Raw genomic sequence first — 20,193 nt, 5'->3', positions numbered from 1 at the left:
CCGCGCGGCCGGGGGGAGGAGTCGTGATGGCGGAAGAAACAGGGACGGCGCGGCCCCGGGCCCCGCGCGGGCACGTGTCCCACAACTGGCTGCCGGTGGCGGGCATCGGGTCGCTCTTCCTCGGCGGCGCGGCGGCGGCGCTCGTGTTCGACGGCGACACGGGCCGCATGGCCGTCTACTTCGTGGTGGGAACACTCGTGGTGATCGTCCTGACCACGCCGTGGCTCGTCCGGAACCCGCCCGCGATGCACGCGGGCGCGGGCACGTACCTGGTGCTCGCCGTCGTCGTGGAACTGGGCGCGCTCCTCGGCGGGGCCGTGGAGGCCTTCCGGGGGCTCGGCGCCTGGGTGGTGCTCGGGATCGGCCTGGCGGTGTACGGGTACCTCGAGCGGGGCCGCGTCATGATCACCGCCGGAACGGGCGCCGCACTGCTGGGCGTCGTGGCCATCACCGCCGCCCGGCCGTGGCTGACCCTGGTGCTCACGGTGGCCACCGCCGCGCTGCTCGTGGTCGCGGCCTGGCGGCTCCGGCTGCTCGGGCCGTGCGCTACCGTGCCGGCACGACCGGCGTCCGGGGCGCGTCAGGTCGAACGGGCGGCGCAGAGCACCGGAGCCGACCCGTCAGGACGCGGGCTGCAGCGTCCCGACGGTCATCAGCACCACGGACGCGGCGGAGCAGGCGGGGATCTGCTGGGGCAGCACGAGTGAATCGGTGGCACCGGGAGGGTAGATCCGCAGGCCCGCGGCCGTGGTGAGCCCGCAGTCCGTGCCGTAGTTCTGGGCGTTGGTCTGCCGCAGTGTGGTGGTGGTCGACGCCCCCGGGGCGAGCGACACGGGGGTCGATGCCGAGCCGTCGCGGTCCGCGGGGGCCCCGATCTGGACGCCGCCCGCATCCACGAAGGACACCCCGGGGAAGCCGTCCAGCGTGCACTCCTGATCGGAGGAATTGGTCAGCACGAGCGTGCGGTACACGCTGCCCGCCGCGCCGCCGCCCGGCTGGTCGGCGATGCTTCCTGTGAGCTGCACGGCCGTGCAGGTCCCTCCTGCGGCGGGCTCCGACGGCGGCGCCGTGGGCGCTTCCGCGGTCGGGGACGCCGACGCGGAGGGGGCGCTCGACGGCGCCTCGCTCGTGGTGTCGGCCGACGCCGACGCCGACGCCGATGCCGATGCGTCGGCCGACGGCGATGCCGACGGCGATGCCCCGGTCGACGCTGACGCTGACGCCGACGCCGACGCGGCGGTCGACGCCGGTGCCGCCGTCCCGCCGTCGTCCGTCCCGGACGATGCGCAGCCGCTCACCGCGATCAGGGTTCCGGCGGCCGCAGCGGCCATGATCCAACGCTTGCTCCCCAGCAGACTAGTCATGCCCTCACCCTAGCTCCGGGATGCCGGAGCGCCAGTAGGCGGACACGGCCGTACCGGGATCGTTACCTGCGCCGCCCGGCCGGGATGCCTATTCGTGGTGGTAGGACCGGCCGCCGGCGATCTCCTGCGCGCGGTACACCTGCTCGGCCAGGATGAGGCGCACCAGCTGGTGGGGGAAGACGAGCGGCGAGAGGGACCAGACGAAGTCGGCACGCTGGTGCACCTGCGCGTCCACGCCGTACGCGCCGCCGATGATCACGGTGACGCTGCGCGAGGCCTGGAGCGGCGCGAGGAGGGTGCGGGAGAGCGTGGGCGAGTCGATGGCCCGACCACGCTCGTCGAGGAGGACCACGTAGTCGGTGCCGAGCCGGGCCAGGAGCCGCTCGGACTCCTCCCTGCGGGCGGCGTCGTGCTCCCGCGCCGAATGGCTGATCAGCTGCCAGGACAGGTCGAACGGCTTCTTCAGGCGCTTCGCGTAGCGCTCGATACCCTCGGACACCCAGCTCTCGTGCTTGCGGCCCACAGCGAGCACCCGGATTGCCATGACCTCAGGCTATCGCTCCCGAAGGGGCCTCGTGCGGGCCCCCGGCGGAAGTTCCGAGCGGGCGCGACGTGCCGGTGACGGGCGTCAGGAGGCCTCCGAAGGTGAACGGCGGGCGAACGCGAGGCAAAGAACGAGCGCCTGCACAAGGATTTCGCGGGCCGAACTTTTCCTGCCGGACCGCCGAAACCGTAAGTACGCTGACGGAACTTCACCGGAGCCCACGAATCGGACCACCGAATCGGACCACGAATCGTAGAAGGAGGCGGCAATGTCGACCATCACCGACCGAATGGACGTACCGAGCACAGCGGACAACGAGGCACGCCCCCGACGACGAACGGTCGGCGTGATCCTCGCCGGCGGCATCGGCACCCGCATGGGCCTCGAGATCCCCAAGCAGCTGGTGCCCGTGGCGGGCCGCACGAGCCTCGAGCACACCGTGGATGTCTTCCAGCAGTGCCCCTTCATCGACGAGATCATCGTGATGATGGATCCCGGCACCATGGACCGCGCGGAGCGGCTCGTGACGCGGGACCGCTTCCCGAAGCTCTCGGGGCTGCTGCCTGGTGGCCGCGACCGCAACGAGACCTCCTACCTGGCCCTCCGGGAGATCGCCACGCCGGGCGCGAAGGTCGTCTTCCACGACGCCGTCCGCCCGCTCGTCGATCCGTCGATCATCCGCGCGTGCGTCGACGCGCTGGACACGTACGATGCCGTCGACACCGGCATCCCCTCCGCGGACACCATCATCGAGGTGGACGAGCACGACATCATCCGCGCCGTCCCGCCGCGCGCGTCCCTCCGCCGCGGGCAGACGCCCCAGGCCTTCCGGTGGGACACCCTGATGGAGGCCTACGGACTCGCACACGCCGACCCGGGCTTCGCAGCGACGGACGACTGCTCGGTGGTGCTGAAGTACAGCCCGGACGTCCCGATCATCGTCGTGCCCGGCCACGAGGCCAACATCAAGATCACGCACCCCATCGACATCCATCTGGCCGACAAGCTGTTCCAGCTCAAGCACCAGCACGCGGACCCGGTGCCGTTCGCGGCGGCCTCGCTGCGCGACGCCGTCGTGGTGGTGTTCGGCGGCAGTTCGGGCATCGGCAGCGAACTCGGCCGGCAGCTCGAGGACGAGTGTGCGCACGTCGTCTCCCACAGCAGGACCGGCAGCGGCACCTTCGTGGAGGACCGCGACTCCGTCTCGCGTGCGCTCGCCGCGGCTGCCGCCGAGTACGGGCGGATCGACCACGTGGTGCTCACCGCCGGTGTCCTGACCATCGGCAACCTCGTGGACCTCAGCGACGAGCAGCTCCAGCACGACGTCGGCGTGAACCTCATGGCCGCGTTCGTCGTCGCGCAGGAGGCCCACTCCTACCTCGCCGCCTCGCGCGGGTCGCTGCTCCTGTTCTCGTCCAGCTCCTACACGCGCGGCCGCGCCCAGTACACGGTGTACTCGGCCACGAAGGCTGCGCTCGTCAACCTGACCCAGGCGCTCGCTGACGAGTGGAGCAGCGACGCGATCCGGGTCAACTGCATCAGCCCGAGCCGCACCGCGACGCCCATGCGGCAGAAGGCGTTCGGCCGCGAGGACGAGACCACCCTCGTGCAGGCGTGCGACGTCGCCCGCGTGTGCTCCCAGGTGCTCGCCTCCGACATCACGGGCCAGGTCTTCGACGTGCGGCTGCTGCAGGTCGACCCCCTGGCCACGCAGTTCGAAAGCGTCCGGTGAGGGCGGGGCCCCTCACAGCCGACGCGCAGCGGCTGGTGATCCCTGACGCCCGCATCCCCTCGGGCGATGCCTGCTCCGTGCTCCTCGGCGGGCGCCGCATCTGGACGGTCCGCGCCCCCGAACCGGGCGACGACGGCGCCCTGAACCTGCCGTGGCCGCCCTCCCTCGCCGAACGGCTCACGGGCCGGGCCCGGCTCGCCGTCGAGCACGCGGGCCGGGAGGTCGCCGCGGCGACGGTCGCCTTCGACGACGACCCATCGGAGTTCGCCCTGGCGGAGCCCGGCACGGGGATCCCGCAGGTCGTCAACAAGTGGGGCCGGATCGCCCGGTCCTTCGAGGGCCGGGACGCCGCGCTCATCGAGCAGGTCCTCGACGAGGCCGAGCGCCTCATCGAGGTGCTGCACCGCACGCTCGGGATCGACCTGTTCGTCACCGGCGGCACACTCCTCGGGCCCATCCGCAACGGGCGGATCCTCCCGCACGACGACGACGCCGACCTCGCCTACCTAAGTGCGCACACCAACCCCTCGGACGTCGTCCTCGAGAGCTTCCGCATCGAACGGACGCTCGCCGAGCAGGGGTACGAGACGGTCCGGCATTCGAGCGGGCACCTGCAGCTGCTGTTCCCCGGGAGCACGGTGACGGACCGTTTCTACCTCGACATCTTCACCTACTTCGAGTGCGAGGGCTGGTTCTACGGGACGTTCCACGCCCGGGAGCCCGCGGACACCGTCACCCTCCACCCGCTGAAACCGTTGCCCGTGAACGGCCGCATGCTGCCGGGTCCGGCCGAGCCCGCGCAGCTCCTCGCCGCGATCTACGGGCCGTCCTGGGAGGTCCCCGACCCGACGTTCTCCTTCATCACGCCGCCCGCCGCGTTCCGCCGCTACTACTGGTGGCTGAACCACTTCGACGTGGACCGCGAGAACTGGGAGGACCACCACCGCGTCGCGATCGAGGGGGGCGCGGAACGGGCGCCGTCGGGCCTTGCCGTCGCCGCCGCGGAACAGCTGCCGCCGTCGTCCACCGTGCTGGATCTCGGCTGCGGTCTCGGCGCCGACGCCCGCCACCTGGCCGACCGCGGCCACCGCGTCCTCGCCGTCGACTACAGCCGGCCCGCGCTCGCCTGGGCGAAGGAGCACCTCGCCGACGACGGGCTGACCTTCGAGCGCGCGAACCTGACCATGGCCCGTCACGCGCTGCACCTGCGGAGGCGCTGCGCGGAGCTCGACACGACGGTGCACGTGCACGCCAACCACCTGTTCAACGCCCTCAGCCCGCTCGGCTGGGACACCACGCTGATGCTCGTCAAGCACCTGCTGGCGGCCCCCGGGAGCACGGCGTTCCTCGAGGTCGGGGTGGCGGGAGAGGAGGGGTCGGCGAGCTGGATGGAGTACCAGCCCGTGGACTGGACGCGATTCCAGGAACAGCTGCACCGGTACTCGCTGAGTGCCGAGGAGCAGGACGACGACGGAGCAGGCCAGGCGACGAGCCGCCGCGTGCTCGTGAGGAGGGAGAGGGCATGACCGACACGACCCAGGCAGGCACCCACGCCACGGCCGAGGACATGGAGCTGCAGTTCGCCGAGCCGGAGGGCCTCGCGGAGCAGATCCTGGCGCTCCGAACCGAGGTGGAACAGCTGCGGGCGGACGTCGTCCGGCTCGACGCCGACCTCGACGAGTCACGCAGGCTGAACCTGCGCGCCGCCGAGCTGCTCGACGTCGTCTACGAGGAACTCGGCGCCCGCCGGACCCCGCGGGAGGACGCACCGTGAGCGCGCCGAGCGAGGGCGGGCCACCGCTGGAGATCATCGGGGGCTTCGAGAGCACCTTCATGCCCGCGCACGACCGGGACATCTTCGAGACCACGGAACACGACACCCGCTGGCGCGAGGACCTCGCCCTGCTCTCGCGCTCCGGCATCACCCGGCTGCGCTACCCCGTGCGGTGGCATCGCATCGAGGAGACCGAGGGCGTCTTCGACTGGTCCGCCACGGACGAGGTGCTGGGGTACCTGCGCGAGCACGGCTTCCGGCCCATCATCGACCTCGTGCACCACACCAGCTACCCGGCCTGGCTGACCGACGGGTTCGCCGACGCCCGCTTCGGCGAGGTGTACCTGCGGTACGCGGAGGCCTTCGCCCGCCGCTACCCGTGGGTGGAGGAGTACACGCTCTTCAACGAGCCGTTCGCCACGCTGTTCCTCTGCGGGCACGAGGCCATCTGGCCGCCCTACCACTCGGGGCTGCAGGGGTTCGTGGACCTCCTCGTCAACGTGCTGCCGGCAGTCGCCGGGGCGAGCACCCTGTACCGCCGGCTGCTGCCGGACGCCCGGCACGTCTGGGTCGACACCTGCGAGTTCCACACGGGCTCCGACGCCTCCGGGCAGCGGTACGCGGACATGGCCAACGACCGCCGCTTCCTCGCCCTCGACGCGTTCCTCGGCCGGGGGTACGACGTCGACAGCCAGCTGGGCCGCGACCTCGCCCCCGTGGGCGGTGAGCGCCTGCTCGCCCTGCCGGCGGGGACCATCGACGTCCTCGGCCTGGACTACTACGCGCACTGCCAGTGGAACTTCGGCGAGGAGGGAGGGACGGCGCCCACGCCCACCCCGCTCCCACTGGCCGACCAGATCCAGCAGTACTGGGAGCGCTACGGGCTGCCGTGCATGCTCACCGAGACCAACGTCCGCGGCCGTACCTCCGACCGCGCCACGTGGCTCAAGTACGTGCTCGAGCAGTGCGAGCAGGCCCAGGCCCGCGGCGTCGTGCTCGAGGGCGTGTGCTGGTTCCCCGTCGTCGACTCCACCGACTGGAACTCGCTGCTCTTCCGCTGCGAGGGCCACGTGGATCCCGTGGGCGTGTACTGGCTCGACGAGGACCTCGAGCGGCGCACATCGGTGATGTCGACGTCGTACGCGCTCGCGGCCGGAGGAGTGCGCTCCGGCGAGCTCCCCGCCTACACCCTCGGTGAACCCGTGGCCACCTGGCTTCACGGCTACCGGCAGCAGATGTCCCACTGGGACTGGCAACAGCCCCCCGAGACCGATCTCGGCTCACGTCTCCCCCGTACAACCACTCGAATGGAATTGAGGATCGTCGATGCAAAGTGAACTCATTGTCATGTCCCACCTGCGGTGGGAATGGGTCTGGCAGCGGCCTCAGCAGATCGTCTCCCGCCTGAACCGGGCGCCGGGACGCAAGACCTTCTTCGTCGAGGAACCCCTCACGCCCCCCGGCGTCGAACTGACGGAGAACCGGCTGGGCACCACCGAGATCGACGGCCTGACGCGCGTCTACCTCGAGATCCCCGAACAGGGCCGGCACGTGGGCTTCTTCGACGAGGTCATGCCCGACTACGTGGCGCACCTGCCCCAGCTCCTGGGCCCGCCCACGGGCGACCGCGTCGTCTGGATCTACACGCCCCTGGTCCTGGAGGCAGCGCTCGCCCTCGAACCGACCACGCTCGTGTTCGACGTCATGGACGACCTCGCGGCGTTCAGGAACGCGGCCCCCGAGCTGCTCGTGCGCCAGCGCCAGGCACTGAAGCGGGCCGACGTCGTGTTCGCCGGTGGGCGCTCGCTGCACCGGTCCGTGGTGAAGCAGGGCCGGGAGGACGCCCACCTGGTGCCGAGCGGTGTGTCCGTGAAGCACTACGCGGCGGCGGCGCGGGCGGCCGAGCCCGACCGCAGCAAGCCGGTGGCCGGCTACGTGGGCGTACTGGACGAGCGGATCGACCTCGACCTCGTCGCGGGCCTCGCGGAACGCCTGCCCGAGTGGGAGATCCGGATGATCGGGCCCATCTGCAAGATCGAGGAGTCGGATCTGCCGCAGGCGCCCAACATCACGTACTACGGGCAGCAGGACTACAAGGACCTGCCGGCGCACATGGCGGAGTTCGATGTCGCCCTCATGCCGTTCGCCCTCAACGAGGCCACGAAGTCCATCAGCCCCACCAAGACGCTCGAATACCTGGCATCCCGTCTGCCCGTGGTCTCCACGCGCGTGCCCGACGTCGTCGCGGACTTCCCCGGCGTCGTCGAGCTGCAGGACGACGCCGAGGGCTTCGCCGCGGCCTGCGAGGCGCTGAGGGGCCGTGCCGGCGGACCGCCGACGCCCGAGCTGCGCAAGCTGCTCAGGCGCCACGACTGGGATCGGATCGCCGAGCTCATGGACAAGACGGTGTTCGACCAGGAGCGGGCGGCGCCGGTACAGGCCACGGCCGAGGCGACCGCCTAGCACCCATGCCGACCCACGACAGGCGGGAGGATGCTCCGCTGTCCCGGGAACATCCTCCCGCCGACCACCTCCTGCTCCACTTCAGCGACACCCACTTCGTGACCGGCGGGCCGCTCTACGGCGGCGTGGACGCGTGCGAACGCCTCGCCCAGCTCCTGGCGGAGATCGGGCGGTCCGGGGTCCGCCCCGACGCCCTCGTCTTCACCGGTGACCTCACGGACAAGGGCGACCCCGACGCCTACAGGGCCCTGCGCGGACTCGTCGAGCCCTTCGCCGACGAGCTGGACGCTCCCGTGATCTGGCTCATGGGCAATCACGACAAGCGCCCGGCCCTGCGTGCAGCGCTGCTCGGCGAACCCCCCGAGGACACCCCGCTGTACCGCAGCCACCGGCTCGGCGGGCTGCGCGTGATCGCGCTCGACACATCCGTGCCGGGGCACCACCACGGGGAGCTCGACGACGTGCAGCTCGCCTGGCTGGAGGCCGAACTGGCGCGGCCCGCACCCGAAGGCAGCATCCTGGCCCTCCATCACCCGCCCATCCCGATGGTGCAGGACCTCGCCGTTCTGACGGAGCTGCGCCGGCAGGATCGGCTGGCGGAGATCGTGACGGGGACGGACATCCGCCTGATCCTGGGCGGGCACGTGCACTTCCCCTCGTCCTCGCTCTTCGCCGGGATCCCCGTGTCGGTCGCGTCGTCGACCTGCTACACGCAGGACCTCAACGTCCCCGTGGGCGGGATCCGGGGCAGGGACGGGGCGCAGGCGTTCAACCTCGTGCACATCTATCCGCACACGATCGTCTCCTCGGTCGCGACCATCGGGTCCGATCCGACGGTGGGGGAGTACATCCGGCCGGAGGAGGCACGCCGGCGCCTGGCGGCCGTCGAGGGGATCACCCGGACGCGGCGCTGAGCGGGGGAACCGGCCGGGTTCAGCCGTCCGCGTCCTCGCGGGACGTGATGCCGAAGCTCGGGGACTGCAGCTCGGTGAAGTTCCCGACGGTGGCGCGCACCGTGCACCCCGGCGTGATCTGCAGTGCCGTGACGGTGAGCCCCGAACTGTCGACGGCGAGCGCCCCGCCGCAGCCGTCGGAGAACCGCACCCCGTCCTCGCCGCCTGCAACCGCGGCGAACATCTGCGACGGCTTGCCCGACGCCGGACTCACGTAGAGCGGGTTCAATTCGTCCGGGCCACCGGCCCACACGGGGATGAGCGTGATCTTCAGAGGGCTCGGCGTCACGACGCGCGCCGGGGTGCGGACCTCCACGCCGGTCAGACGCTGAACGGGGTAGGCGGTGCCTGTGACGGCCGGGTCCTGCGTCGCGGCCGACGTCGCCTCGGACGCGCCGCGCACCCACGCATCGAGCGCCTGCTGGTCGGTGGGTTGCGCCGATACCGAGGCGGTCACTTGGACAGACCCTCCCGCCGGGACCTGCAGGTCCGACAGCGTCCAGCCGCACGCGACGTCGAGCCCGGTGATGGAAGCCTGGTTGCGCTTCGCGGGGGCACCCTCCCAGGTGACGGCTGGACACGCCTCACCCTCGGCCATCCCGGGGACCACCTCGAGGAACTCCCCGGAAAGCGGCGCCTTCTGTGCTGCGTAGGTGAGCGTCAGACGGATCCGGCCGGAGGAGGGCTCGTAGGAGGCGGCACGCGAGATGGTCAGGCCGGTGGGCAGGGCGGTGTCCTGCCCCTGGGCCGACAGCGGCTCGCCGGCGCCGGCGGACACCGCCGGCTGCTCGGCAGGACTGAGGACCACGAACCCGACGACCATCCCCACGAGGAGGAGCACCGCGCTTCCCGCGAGGAGGAGGGCCTTGCGTGTGCGCCAGAACGGGGGCGCGAGCGCGGGTTCGAGCCGGGTCTCGGCCACCGGCCGCGCCTCGCGGCGCGGCATCGGACGGGCGATGGTCGCGTTGCCCGCATCCCCGAGCCGCGGGACCTCCGTGTCGTCGGTGGGCGGGGCGGCTGCCAGGGCTGCCAGGTCGGCATCCGTGAAGGCGCCACGGACCACCGTGGCGGGGCGTTCGACGTCGTCGAAGTCCGCCGGGGCTTCCCCGCGCGCGAGGGGCGCGCTCGCAGCGAGGCGAAGCGCGAGGCGTCGCAGCGTAGCTGCCGCCTCGGGGGCGGTGGGGCGCTCCGCGGCGTCCTTGGACAGGAGCCCGGCCAGGACGTCCCAGAGGGCGTCGTCCACGGCGATCCTCGGCGGATGAGCGGAGACATGGCGGTAGGCGACGCTGAAATCCGTCCCCGGGCCGGCGAAGGGGGTGCGTCCGGCGAGCAGCTCGTAGAGCAGGACCCCCGTGGAGTAGACATCACCCGCAGGGCCCGAGCGGCCCTGGCTGATGAGTTCGGGCGGCATATACTGCGGAGTGCCGATGAGGCCCGTCGTCTGGCGGACCCTCTCGCCCACGACGTCGGAGATGCCGAAGTCGGAGACCCGCACGTCACCCGGGGTCCATCCGGTCCAGGGCCGGGCGAGGAGCACGTTGTCCGGCTTGATGTCGCGGTGCGTCACGCCTCGGGAGTGGGCGAACGCCAGCGCGTCGAGCACCTCGGCGGTGAGGCCCAGCGCGTCTGCGGGCCGCAGCGTGCCGGCCTCCCGCACGACGTCCCGCAGAGACCCGCCGGCGACGTAGTCCATGACGATGGCCAGCCGCGCACCCTCCACCACCATGTCGCGCACCGTGACGATGGAGGAGTCCTGCAGCCCGAGCAGCACGGACCGCTCACGGACGAACCGCTCCACCAGCGAGGGATCATCGGCGTGTTCGGGGCGCAGCACCTTCGCGGCGAGGACCCGGTCGTCGCTCGCGGTGACGGTCCACACCTCACCGACGGCACCGGAGCCGACCCGTTCACCGAAGCGGTAGGACGCACCGAGCGCCTGACCCGTCTGTGCGAGTTGCATTCCGTTCCCTCCACCTCTCTCCGACGCCGTCGGTCTGATCTGCCGGGCGCTCCCGCGTGTCGGGGCCCCTGTCATCGTAGGTTCCGGTCAGCCTGCAGGACTGATCGACTGGATGAGCGCTACCTGCCCGCCCACGCCGAGGTAGCCGCGTCCTGCGGTCATCGCCACCGGCGCCTTCCGGGGCAGCGCCGCACCCAGCAGCTCGCCGTCGTAGTCCACGTCCGGCTGCAGCAGCACGCCGAGGCGTGACTTGCGAACCGCCTTGGTCCAGTGTCCGTACAGTCCGCGGAGATCCGCGGCCCGGCCGGCCGCGATGACGCACAGCCCCGACTTCCCGGAGGCCACGATGCCCACGATGGACTGGTCGGGGTCCTCGAAGCGCTCCGCGTCGTCGATCAGGAGGAACACAGGGCCGCGCTCGAGCCGCAGGGACGCCAGCAGGGCCGGGACCTCGTCCGCGCCGACGGCCGTGCGGTCGAGGGCGGCGGAGGCCAGGGGTGAGCGGCGGTCGCAGATGCCCCAGACCTGGGCTGGTCCCTGGGGCGTGGCTGCTCCCCGCAGGGCCGCGGCGAGTGCCATGAGCAGTGTGGACTTCCCTGATCGGGCGGGCCCGGTGATGAGCGCATGCTCACCCTCGTAGATCTCCAGGAACGCGGGGGAGAGGTCCGACTCCTGGAGTCCGATCGGGATGCGCCACGGCTCGGCGTCCAGCTGCGGTCCCACCCCCAGGTCCTGCAGGGTGACGTCCGCGGGCAGGCGCCGGATCGCGCGGGACTTCGCGGGGGCGTCGGCCCAGCTCTGCCGTACCCGGTCCATCGCGGCCGCGACACCGATGCGGGGCGTGGCCACATGCATCTGGAGCGCGGTGCGGGGGTCCACGCAGCGGCCCGGGAGCGCGGCCGGGATCTGCTTGCCCCGGACGCCGAGGGAGGAATAGTCGTAGGTGTCCGCCAGCCGGAACAGCCATCGCTGGAGGGTCACCTCGTTCATGGCCGAGGGCACGGCCTTGGCGCGTGTGGTGGAGACCGCGAAGGAGAGCCCGAGCGCCGGTCCGTCGGCGTACGCACGGTACAGCAGGTCCAGCAGCTGTTGTCCCTCGTAGTCCTGCAGCTCGTCCCGCAGGGAAGCCAGGCCGTCCAGCAGAACCACCGTGCGGCGGTGCGTGCCCGGCTCCGCGCGGCGCCGTTCCAGCTCGCCGTGCAGGTGCCGCAGGAAGCGGGCCTGCTGCTCCTTGGCGCCGGCCCCGGATCCCACGTAGGCGACGGTGTGCGGCAGCCCTTCCAGGGCCTCGAGGGCCCGCGAGCCCAGGTCGAGGACCATCAGGTCGAGGTCGGCCGGATCCGTGTCCCGGGCGAGGGACAGCGCGATGGACGCCAGCGCGGTCGTCGTTCCGGAACCGGCCACGCCCATCAGCATCAGGTTGCCCGCAGACAGGTCCCAGCCTGCCGCGGACTGGCGCTGCAGCTCCGGCTCGTCCATGAGCGTCACCAGCACGGAGGAGCCCCGCACGCCGCCCACTCTCGGCAGGTGGAGGGGGCCCGGTTCGGCCAAGCCGTCGTCGTCCCCCTCGGGGAGGAACCCGTCCAGCTCCACGCGCTCGCCGAGGGCCTCGGGCCAGACCTGCCGCGGCGGCGCGTAGCCGGCGTCGGCGTTGGCCCCGACCACGGCATCGATGAGGAGGTCGAGGTCGTTCTCGTCCGACGTCGCGGCTGCCGACGGCGCTTTCGGAGCCACAGGGACGCCGAACCGGTGCACCTCGCGGACATCCACCGCCGCGCCCCCGCCGGCCTGCGCGCGTCCGGTGACGAGCGCCGTCTGCACGGGCGTGATCTCGTCCTGGCCCAGCTTCACGAAGGCCCGGCCCATCTGGGCCCGGCCGATCGCCGAGGCCGCCGGGACACCGATGACGTTGCTGGAGTCCTCGCGGCTCTGCACCCGCAGCGCCACCCGGAGGTTGGTGTTCGCGAGGATGTCCTCGCTGACGACGCCGGCTGGGCGCTGCGTGGCCAGGATCATGTGCACGCCCAGGGTCCGGCCCACAGCCCCTACGCTGACGAGCGCCTTCAGCACGTCCGGGAAGTCCTTGGCCAGCATGGCGAACTCGTCGATCACGAGGAGCAGCCTCGGCATGGGTTCGGCAGGGTTGGTGGCGAGGTAGGCGTTCAGGTTGTCGATGCCCTCGCCGGCCGCCGCGAAGACCCGCTGGCGGCGCTCCATCTCCGCCTCGAGAGCCAGGAGGGCGCGGTCGGCCAGTTGCTCGTCCAGGTTCGAGATGGTGCCGATGGTGTGCGGAAGGCGTTCGCAGGCCTTGAAGGCTGCCCCGCCCTTGAAGTCCACGAGGATGAAGTTCAGGCGGGTGGGATCGTTGCGCGCCGCTAGGCCTGCCACGAGCGAGCGCAGGAACTCGGACTTGCCGGAGCCTGTGGTGCCGCCCACCAGGCCGTGCGGGCCGTCCTTGACGAGGTCCAGCGTCAGGGTCCCGTTCTCGTCGGTGCCGATCGGCGTCGACACCCCCGGGGAGGCTTCCCACATGCGGCGGATGGTGGCCGGGTCCGGGCGTTCGTAGCCCAGGAGCCGGGGCAACCGCACGAGTGCGGGGAGCGAGGCGCCGGGCACACTCAGTTCCGGGTCGTCGAAGCGCGCCAGGCGCATGGCGCAGCGCAGGGCTTCCTCCTCGTCGAGACCCGCGAGGATGACGTCATCCACGCGGACCAGGTCCTCCGGTTGCTCCACGGTGGCCGCTGCGTCCGCCCCCACCCTGATGATGGTGGTGCAGGCCGCCGGCAGTTGCTCCTCGGAGGTGGCGATGACGATACCCGCCACCCGGGACGTGCGCTGGTGCGCCATCAGGGAGGCGCCGGGCACGGAGCGGCCCATACCGAGCAGCGCGCGCGCCGGGGCGTCCCGGCCCTCGGTGAGGACTTCTGAGTCCAGGACCACCAGCAGGGCCGGCGTGGGCAGTTCCGTGACCGTGTCCTTGAGCGAGCGGAGCATGGCGAGACTCGTCTCACGGTGATCGGACATCCACCGCCGGCCCGTGCTGCTGCCGGCCTGGCGGGTGTGCGGGAGCCAGGAAGCCCACTCCCACTCGTCGGCGCGTCCGGCGTCGCAGAAGACGCCGACGGTCAGGTCCGCGGGTCCCACGTGCACCGCGGCCTGGGCGAGGAGGGACCGTGCGAGCGCCAGGGTCCCTTCCCGCGGTCCCACCATGCCCACCACTCCGGCGTCGGTCAGGTCCACCAGCACGGGTGCGGCCAGCAGGCGCGCGGCCGTGAGGGAGTCCTTGACCTTCTCGTGCAGGCGAGGGCCGCCCGACCGCTCCACCGGGGGCTTCCACGGGACGTCCCCCGTTCCGGCGTGCAGGGCCAGGAAGTCGTCGGCGTCGGCGCGGCGCTGCCACAGGGAGGTGGCGGGGAGGGCCGCGCGCCGCACGACGGTCGCGGGGTCGGGGATCAGCCGGTGGCGCAGGGCGGTCTCGGTCTCCGCTGCCGCACGGATCTGCTGCTCGAACTCCTCGATCGCTCCGGTGAAGCGGGCGTCCTCGTCCTTGAGGCCGCGGGCGTGACGGCGTTTCTGTTCGAACCACATGCCCACGGCCATGACCGGGCTGAGCATGGCGAACATCGCGAAGCGGAGGTCCCGCAGGATGAGGACCATGGCCACCGCCATCACGAGGGGCGCGAGCACGCTGATGTAGCTGAACTTGCCCGCGGGCGGGACGTCCTTGGGGCTCGGGGGGATGAGCGCGTCGGCCGCCGGAGCCTGACCCGGACGGGGCGGCCGGTTGAAGGGCGCCGTCGCCGCAGGCGTCAGGTTGTGCAGGCTGCCCGGTGCGGGAGCCGGGGTCTCGTCGAGGGACCGGCGCAGCAGGAGCACTGTCCCGCCCGCCGTGATCGTCGCGATGTCGCGGACCAGGACGCCGTCGTCCCCCACAGGCTCCCCGTCCACGAGGGTGCCGTTCGTGGAGCCGCTGTCCAGCACCCGCACGCCGTCGTCCTCCCGGCGAAGGCGGCAGTGCTCCCAGGACGCGCTCTCGGCGGGCAGGGTGAGATCGGCGTGCGGTGACCGGCCGATGAGCATCTCGCGACCGCGAGGGACGTCGATCACCGTGCCTGCGTGCTGGCCGCCGGCGAGTGTCACGCTCCAGTCGAGGACGCGCAGGGGAGCCGGCCACGGCGCCCGGGCGATGCGGCTGCCCTCCAGGAGGACGAGCTCCGAGACGGGGGTGGACCCGCGGACCTCGGTCTCGTCCACGAACACGGACCCGTCGGGCGCGAGGCGAGGCCCGCCGGCGATCTCCACCAGGTCCGCCAGCGTGGTGGCCGGTGCGGCGTGCGCCACCTCGCACTCGAAGCGACGCTCGTCCAGATCGATCAGCACACGCACGGTGGCGTTCCTTCTGTCGTGGATTAGGCCCGTCCACGGAGGGTGGGCCGGGGAGGTTCGGTCAGGGGCTGGGCGTGAGTGCCGGCGCCGGCACCCAGACGAGGCGTGGGGCGTTCTCGTCCGCCGGGCGCAGGCCCAGGTCCTGGGGGGACGCGTAGACCGGCATGGCCTTGGCGGTGAGCGCCTCGGGGCGCGAGAAGTCCAGCGGCGGCCCGGCGAGCCCCTCGCCGGGGCCCAGCGAGACGGAACGCAGCGCCTCGCCGACCTCCGACGAGTCACCGCTGCCGGCCAGGGCGGCCGCCCGCACCAGGGCGACGACGGCGTCGTGGCTGGCCGCGTCAGCTGCCCAGGCATCGGCCGAGAAGGGGGCGTCACCGGTCAGGTTCTTGATGTCGGTGTCGCCCGCGGCCAGGCGCACGGCGGACAGGAAGGCGGACATCCCGCGCCCTTGGGCATCCTGCTGCAGGGCGGTGCTGTCGCCGGCGGACGGTGCGATGCCGACCAGCTGCCCCGAGGCGGTCCCGTCGAGATCGGAGAGCGCGGAGGCGAAGTCCGGGGCGGTCGCGCCGTCGGGCAGGATCAGGGGTACGGAGACGTCACGGGACTGCAGGGCCTGGACCAGACGGGCCAGCCGCTGCGGAGTGGCGGCGGAGACGACCACGGCGTCCGCCAGACCAGCGACCCCGGTGGACCCGCCGCCCGCGGGGTCGTCCGGCGCGCGCTGCTGGTTGCCGGTGAGGATGGCGGCCTCCTGCGCCAGGCTCGTCACGTCGTCGAAGTCCTGGAGATCGAGGGTCTGCGCGACCGGTACATCCGCGGACGTCGTGCCGCCGTCATTGACGAGCAGCACACTGGTCCTGCCGTTCACCGCTGTCCGGAGGGCCACCTCGACGGAGGTGCTGGACGGCACCGTGGTCCAGAGGGACGGCGCGGCCTCCGTCGGCTGCGCGTACGGCAGGACCGTCGGGAGGCCGAGCTCCGCTGCGGCCCGGGCCGCCGCCTGGGCTTGAGGGCCGGCGCTCGCCACGACGACACCGGACACGCCCTGCTCGGCGAGTGCCTGGACGGCAGCGCGTGCGCCGTCCTCCGTGCCGCGGTCGTTCTGGGTGGACAGGGCGACGGCGGCGCCTCCCTGGCGGAAGCGCTGGGCGGCGACGACCGCGCCCTGGGCGGCCCGGTTGTACTCGGAGCCGGGCTCGCCAGATTGGCCGTACGTCAGGACGACGCCGATGGTCACGTCCTCGGGCAGGCCCTCGGCCTGCAGCGCCACGGGAACCGTTGCGGCGACCGGGTCGGGCCGGATGGCCTCCGCGGGGCGGTTCAGCATCACGGTCAAGGCGATCACGGCCGCGACGACGACGACCGCCGCGGCGACGAGCAGCGTCATGAGCCTGGTGCGCGAGCTCATATGCCGGCGCCGATCGTCAGGGTATAGAGGGTCTGCGAGGTCGCGCCCTCCGGCACCTCGAGGTGGAAGGGTGGCAGTTCCTCGACGGCGGCGAGGGAAGCCTTGAACTGTGCCTGGCGCAGCAGCAGCCCGTTCACATCCCGTGAGCGGATGTTGGTGTACCCCTCGGCATTCTGGGAGGCGAGGGCCAGCTGGAAGTCGGCGGTATCGGCCTTGGCTGCGCTGGTGGCCATGGAGCCGAGGAGGCCGGAACCGTTCACCGTGCGGTCGCCGAGGTCGAGCATCACGTTGTTCAGGCTCGAGGCCAGCAGGGCACCGGCGCCCTCGACGTCGCGGGTCGAGCCGGACGTGCTGGAGGCGATGTTCACGAGCGAGGCCTGCGTGCTCCTGTCCAGGCTCTCGGCCAGGACGTCGCCCCGCTGGTTCAGTTCGTTCCGCTGCTTGTCCACCGTCCCTCCGGCGTCGGTCACCACCTGGTCCGACGTCGACTTCAACCCGGAGATGGAGCGGTCGAAGGCGGTGATCACGGACGCGGAGCCCGCGTCGCCGATGTCGGCGACCTCGCGCACCTGGTCATCCACGGCCTTGTAGATCTCGGTGGCGGTCCCGACCGAGACCTCACCGAGGGATTCCATGATCCTGTCCCCGAGTCCGTCCTGCTGCTTCTGCAGCCTATCGAGCGTCGTCCCGATCTCATCGGAGGGCACGATCGCCTTCCCGAGCGAGTCCTTCAGGTTCTCGAGCTCGGACTGGGTGCTGGTGGTGTTCTTCGTAGCGGCGGTGTCGAGCGCCGCGACTGCCTCGTCGAGCGCGTCCAGCGCGGCGTCGGTGTCGTCGATCGTGGTGTCCAGGGCATCGAATGCCTGGGCGATCTGCTGATCGGGGTCCGTGGTGTCGACGGCGGCGAGGACCGAGTCCCAGGCTGTCGCCTGATCGCGGAGCCGGACGTCCAGCGGATCCTGGAAGCCGACGGGCTGGAGCAGGTCCCGCGGAGGGAGCACCGTGACCTGCATGACCCTGTCCATTGCGGGGACCGTGGCCGCTTCACCCGTGATCGGCTCGTCCGTCGCGGAGTCGCCCGGCGCGGGGGAGGTGGGCACGGATACGTCCGGCACGGAGTCCGTGGGCGTGGGCGTGGGCGTAGGTGTGGGGTCGCCCGGCGCGGTTTCGGTGGGTCCGGGCGTAGGGGCGGTCCCGGTGGGCGTCGGGGTCGGCAGGGTGGGATCGGGTGTGGGTTCGGGTGTGGGTTCGATCGGCGTGCACGGCGTGGCCGTCAGGTAGGAGCGCAGCTGGTCTGCGTCCCTGGTGGACATCCGGCCCTTTTCAGCCAGTTCACACAGCTCATCGGCGAGCCGCTGGCTCTGCTGCATCATCGACCCGTCCAGGAGCGAGCCCTCACCCAACTCGCTCCTCGCGGCCGTCGCGGTGTCGCCGATGGCCGTCAGCCTGTCCCGGAGCCCGTCGATGCTGTCACGGGCAGCCTGGGACGCGTCGCGGGTCACGGTGACGGAGTCACGGGCGGACGCGATGGCGTCCTTCACATCGGCGAGGGCCAACGTGTAGTCGTCGTCGGCCGCCGCGCTCTCGAGCAGCGCATCGAGGTCGATGCGCACCTGCTCCAGTGCGTCCCGGGAAGCTCTCTGATTCTTGATCGCCAGTGGGAGCGACTTCAAGTCCAGGTTTTTCACGAGCTCGCGGCCTTCCGCCACCAGGCCCAGCAGTGCCGCGGTGACGGTCACTGCGGAGCCGCGGAGGGAGCACGTCACCGAGCCCTGCGCGGCGCACTCCTCCGGCGTCGGGTTCTCGGGCCCCACGGTGATCCTGAGGGAGTCGGCGACGGAGTCCCGGCAGTCAGCACTGACCTTCGCATAGGCGTCGAGCTGCGCCGCCATGGTCAGGATGCTGGAGTACACCGTGGCGGTCTGCCCGGGCCTGGGCACCTCGGCGGTACAGCCGTCCCCGTTGATCGGGATTGTCGTGGGTGCGGCCGAAGTATCGCCCAGCATGGAGTCCACGGCGGACACCGTCTGCTGCAGCTGGGACATGGTGGTGGACTGCGTCGTGCTCGTCGCGGCTGTCAGATCCGCACCGAGGACCTGCAACTGGTCCTCCAGGTCCTGCATCGTCCGGGCCAGGGCCTGGGAGTTGTCGCGCAATTCACCGGCAGTCTCGACACCCAGGGTCTCGGAGGTCGTCTCCAGGTTCTGCCGGACGTCCGTGATGGTGGCTCCTGCCCTGGTCAGCACGATGTTGACATCGGCGACGAGGGCGATGGTGCGGCGTTGCAGGTCGAGTTCGGACCCGCTGCCAGAGGAGAAGGCGCCGGCGACCACGCCGTCCGCGGTGAGGTCGGTGTTGAGGCCCGGCTGCACCGCCAGATCGAATGCGGGAACCTGGAAGTCCTCGACGTCGGCCACGAGGCGCAGCGTGGTGCTGGCTCCGGAGCGGGGCGGGGCCAGCACCGTGGCCCACTGCACGACGGCGGCGCCGTCCTCGGTGCTGCTCAATACGCCGTTGGTGCCGGCCGTTCCGTCGGCGGAACCCGGGGTGACGTCGTCAGCCCGTACGCCCTCGAGCTTCGTCGAGGCGGCGATCGTCAGAGGGGCACCCACCAGGGCGGTGTCGGAGCGGGTCTGGCCCGCGGCGTCGTACTCGATGGCCCGAGGTTTCACGGTGAGGTTCTCGAGTGTCAGGTCGATCTCGACCGGTCCGGTGTGGCCCTGCAGCTCGGCGAGGTCGGAACCGGACTTCCCACCGGCCCGGTACTGCAGGCTCACCCGAACCGGCAGCTCGCCCACCGTGTCGGCAGTGCTGTACTCCGTGTTCTCCGTGGAGGACTCACCGGTCGCGGCCACCGAGATGGTGGTTCCTTCGATCGTCTCGATCCCGGCGGCGGGAGAGAGGCCCACGCGGACGTGCTGCAGGAGCTTGACGGGGTCGGATACCGGCTCCGGCTCGGGGGTGGGCGTGCAGGACGTCGTCGCGATCAGTCCCGCGGCGATGAGGACAGCACCCAGCCCTCTTCTGGGCGCTATGCCGCCTCTGAAGTTGTGCTGGTGCGTGCGAGACCGTGCGGCCATGATCGTCCCCAATTCCGTTCGATGCCTTGAGCATCATACTCACGCGCAAACACATTCTTCGTCCGGCGCTCCTACGGGATTGTTTCGGGTATTCCGAGGTGGGCTTTGCATTGGTAGTGGCTTTTACCGACAGGTGTTGGTAGCGTCGCGTGCGTCCGCTCGCTGGTGATTCTCTTATCCGGCATTGAAGCGGTGGTCTCTTGGGGAGGATGTTTTTCATGTCGCGTGTGTTGTCTACCGAGCAAGCGAAGTCTGCTATCGGTCAGGTCCAGTCGATCATCAATGGTGGTTTCACGGATCAGATCTCGGCGCTGGATGCGCAGGGCAAGATCCTGTCGGATCCGAATATCTGGGACGGGCCGTTGGCCTCGCAGTTCCGCGGTTCGACGTGGCCGGAGACGAAAGCCGCCCTGGACAAGGCCCGCCAGGAGCTCGAGGAGCTGCGGACGCAGCTGCAGAAGATCTCCCAGGACATCTTCTCCGCCGGCGGCGGCGCCTGAGCACGAGCCTTTCGCGGTGACTTCCGGCT

Annotated in this window: 15 protein-coding genes; 9 read left to right on the top strand and 6 right to left on the bottom strand. The window is 71.4% G+C overall.

What is annotated here, in order from left to right; genetic code table 11:
- Window positions 1-26: 26 nt before the first annotated feature.
- Window positions 27-707 carry a hypothetical protein gene (locus tag AC4D2C_RS00705; RefSeq protein WP_490911747.1) on the top strand — a complete coding sequence of 227 codons (681 nt, stop codon included), beginning with the start codon at window positions 27-29 and terminating at the stop codon, window positions 705-707.
- Here AC4D2C_RS00705 and AC4D2C_RS00700 read toward each other — a convergent pair.
- The gene (locus AC4D2C_RS00700; RefSeq protein ID WP_490911746.1) at window positions 621-1,025 is read right to left on the bottom strand and encodes a DUF4232 domain-containing protein; all 405 of its coding nucleotides are present in this window, start codon (window positions 1,023-1,025) and stop codon (window positions 621-623) included. The two genes, AC4D2C_RS00705 and AC4D2C_RS00700, sit on opposite strands and share 87 nt — an antisense overlap.
- A 4-nt stretch (window positions 1,026-1,029) precedes the next feature.
- Between AC4D2C_RS00700 and AC4D2C_RS00695 the strand changes: the two genes are divergently transcribed.
- On the top strand, window positions 1,030-1,377 hold the full coding sequence (locus AC4D2C_RS00695; protein WP_490911745.1) for a hypothetical protein: 348 nt from the start codon (window positions 1,030-1,032) through the stop codon (window positions 1,375-1,377).
- Window positions 1,378-1,452: 75 nt separating this feature from the next.
- Here AC4D2C_RS00695 and AC4D2C_RS00690 read toward each other — a convergent pair whose 3' ends face one another.
- Window positions 1,453-1,908 (bottom strand): 23S rRNA (pseudouridine(1915)-N(3))-methyltransferase RlmH, encoded by a 456-nt coding sequence (locus AC4D2C_RS00690; RefSeq protein WP_490911744.1) that lies wholly within the window; start codon window positions 1,906-1,908, stop codon window positions 1,453-1,455.
- 268 nt (window positions 1,909-2,176) lie between these two features.
- On the opposite strand from AC4D2C_RS00690, the gene AC4D2C_RS00685 reads away from it, so the two are divergent.
- Genes AC4D2C_RS00685 through AC4D2C_RS00660 form a run of 6 tightly spaced genes read left to right on the top strand, consistent with a single transcriptional unit; the run spans window position 2,177 to window position 8,791 of the window.
- On the top strand, window positions 2,177-3,640 hold the full coding sequence (locus AC4D2C_RS00685) for an SDR family NAD(P)-dependent oxidoreductase (RefSeq protein WP_490911743.1): 1,464 nt from the start codon (window positions 2,177-2,179) through the stop codon (window positions 3,638-3,640).
- Window positions 3,637-5,166: a class I SAM-dependent methyltransferase gene (locus tag AC4D2C_RS00680; protein ID WP_490911742.1), complete on the top strand. Its 1,530-nt coding sequence runs from the start codon at window positions 3,637-3,639 to the stop codon at window positions 5,164-5,166. Before AC4D2C_RS00685 ends, AC4D2C_RS00680 begins: the two co-directional genes overlap by 4 nt.
- Window positions 5,163-5,414 (top strand): DUF6752 domain-containing protein, encoded by a 252-nt coding sequence (locus AC4D2C_RS00675; protein ID WP_490911741.1) that lies wholly within the window; start codon window positions 5,163-5,165, stop codon window positions 5,412-5,414. Before AC4D2C_RS00680 ends, AC4D2C_RS00675 begins: the two co-directional genes overlap by 4 nt.
- A complete protein-coding gene (locus tag AC4D2C_RS00670; protein WP_490911740.1) occupies window positions 5,411-6,751 on the top strand; it encodes a family 1 glycosylhydrolase in 1,341 nt (446 codons plus the stop codon). Before AC4D2C_RS00675 ends, AC4D2C_RS00670 begins: the two co-directional genes overlap by 4 nt.
- Window positions 6,741-7,877, top strand: coding sequence for a glycosyltransferase (locus AC4D2C_RS00665; protein WP_490911739.1), 1,137 nt, complete (start codon window positions 6,741-6,743; stop codon window positions 7,875-7,877). The genes AC4D2C_RS00670 and AC4D2C_RS00665 overlap by 11 nt, the downstream gene beginning before the upstream one ends.
- A 5-nt stretch (window positions 7,878-7,882) precedes the next feature.
- A complete protein-coding gene (locus AC4D2C_RS00660; protein WP_490911738.1) occupies window positions 7,883-8,791 on the top strand; it encodes a phosphodiesterase in 909 nt (302 codons plus the stop codon).
- A gap of 19 nt (window positions 8,792-8,810) precedes the next feature.
- On the opposite strand, the gene AC4D2C_RS00655 is transcribed toward AC4D2C_RS00660, so the two are convergent.
- The 4 genes from AC4D2C_RS00655 to AC4D2C_RS00640 form a co-directional block, all read right to left on the bottom strand.
- Window positions 8,811-10,790, bottom strand: a complete 1,980-nt coding sequence (locus tag AC4D2C_RS00655) for a serine/threonine-protein kinase (RefSeq protein WP_490911737.1) — start codon at window positions 10,788-10,790, stop codon at window positions 8,811-8,813.
- Window positions 10,791-10,877: 87 nt separating this feature from the next.
- Window positions 10,878-15,176, bottom strand: coding sequence for a type VII secretion EssC family protein (locus tag AC4D2C_RS00650; RefSeq protein WP_490911736.1), 4,299 nt, complete (start codon window positions 15,174-15,176; stop codon window positions 10,878-10,880).
- Between the two features lie 61 nt (window positions 15,177-15,237).
- On the bottom strand, window positions 15,238-16,584 hold the full coding sequence (locus AC4D2C_RS00645) for a hypothetical protein (protein ID WP_490911735.1): 1,347 nt from the start codon (window positions 16,582-16,584) through the stop codon (window positions 15,238-15,240).
- Window positions 16,581-19,664 (bottom strand): hypothetical protein, encoded by a 3,084-nt coding sequence (locus AC4D2C_RS00640; protein WP_490911734.1) that lies wholly within the window; start codon window positions 19,662-19,664, stop codon window positions 16,581-16,583. Before AC4D2C_RS00640 ends, AC4D2C_RS00645 begins: the two co-directional genes overlap by 4 nt.
- A 218-nt stretch (window positions 19,665-19,882) precedes the next feature.
- Here AC4D2C_RS00640 and AC4D2C_RS00635 point away from each other — a divergent pair, with 218 nt between their 5' ends.
- Complete coding sequence (locus tag AC4D2C_RS00635) at window positions 19,883-20,164, top strand: pyrophosphorylase (protein ID WP_490911733.1); 282 nt, start codon at window positions 19,883-19,885, stop codon at window positions 20,162-20,164.
- Window positions 20,165-20,193: the final 29 nt, after the last annotated feature.

The organism is Arthrobacter sp. TJ-240, assembly GCF_058269195.1.
This window is presented reverse-complemented; position numbering and strand designations above follow the sequence as displayed.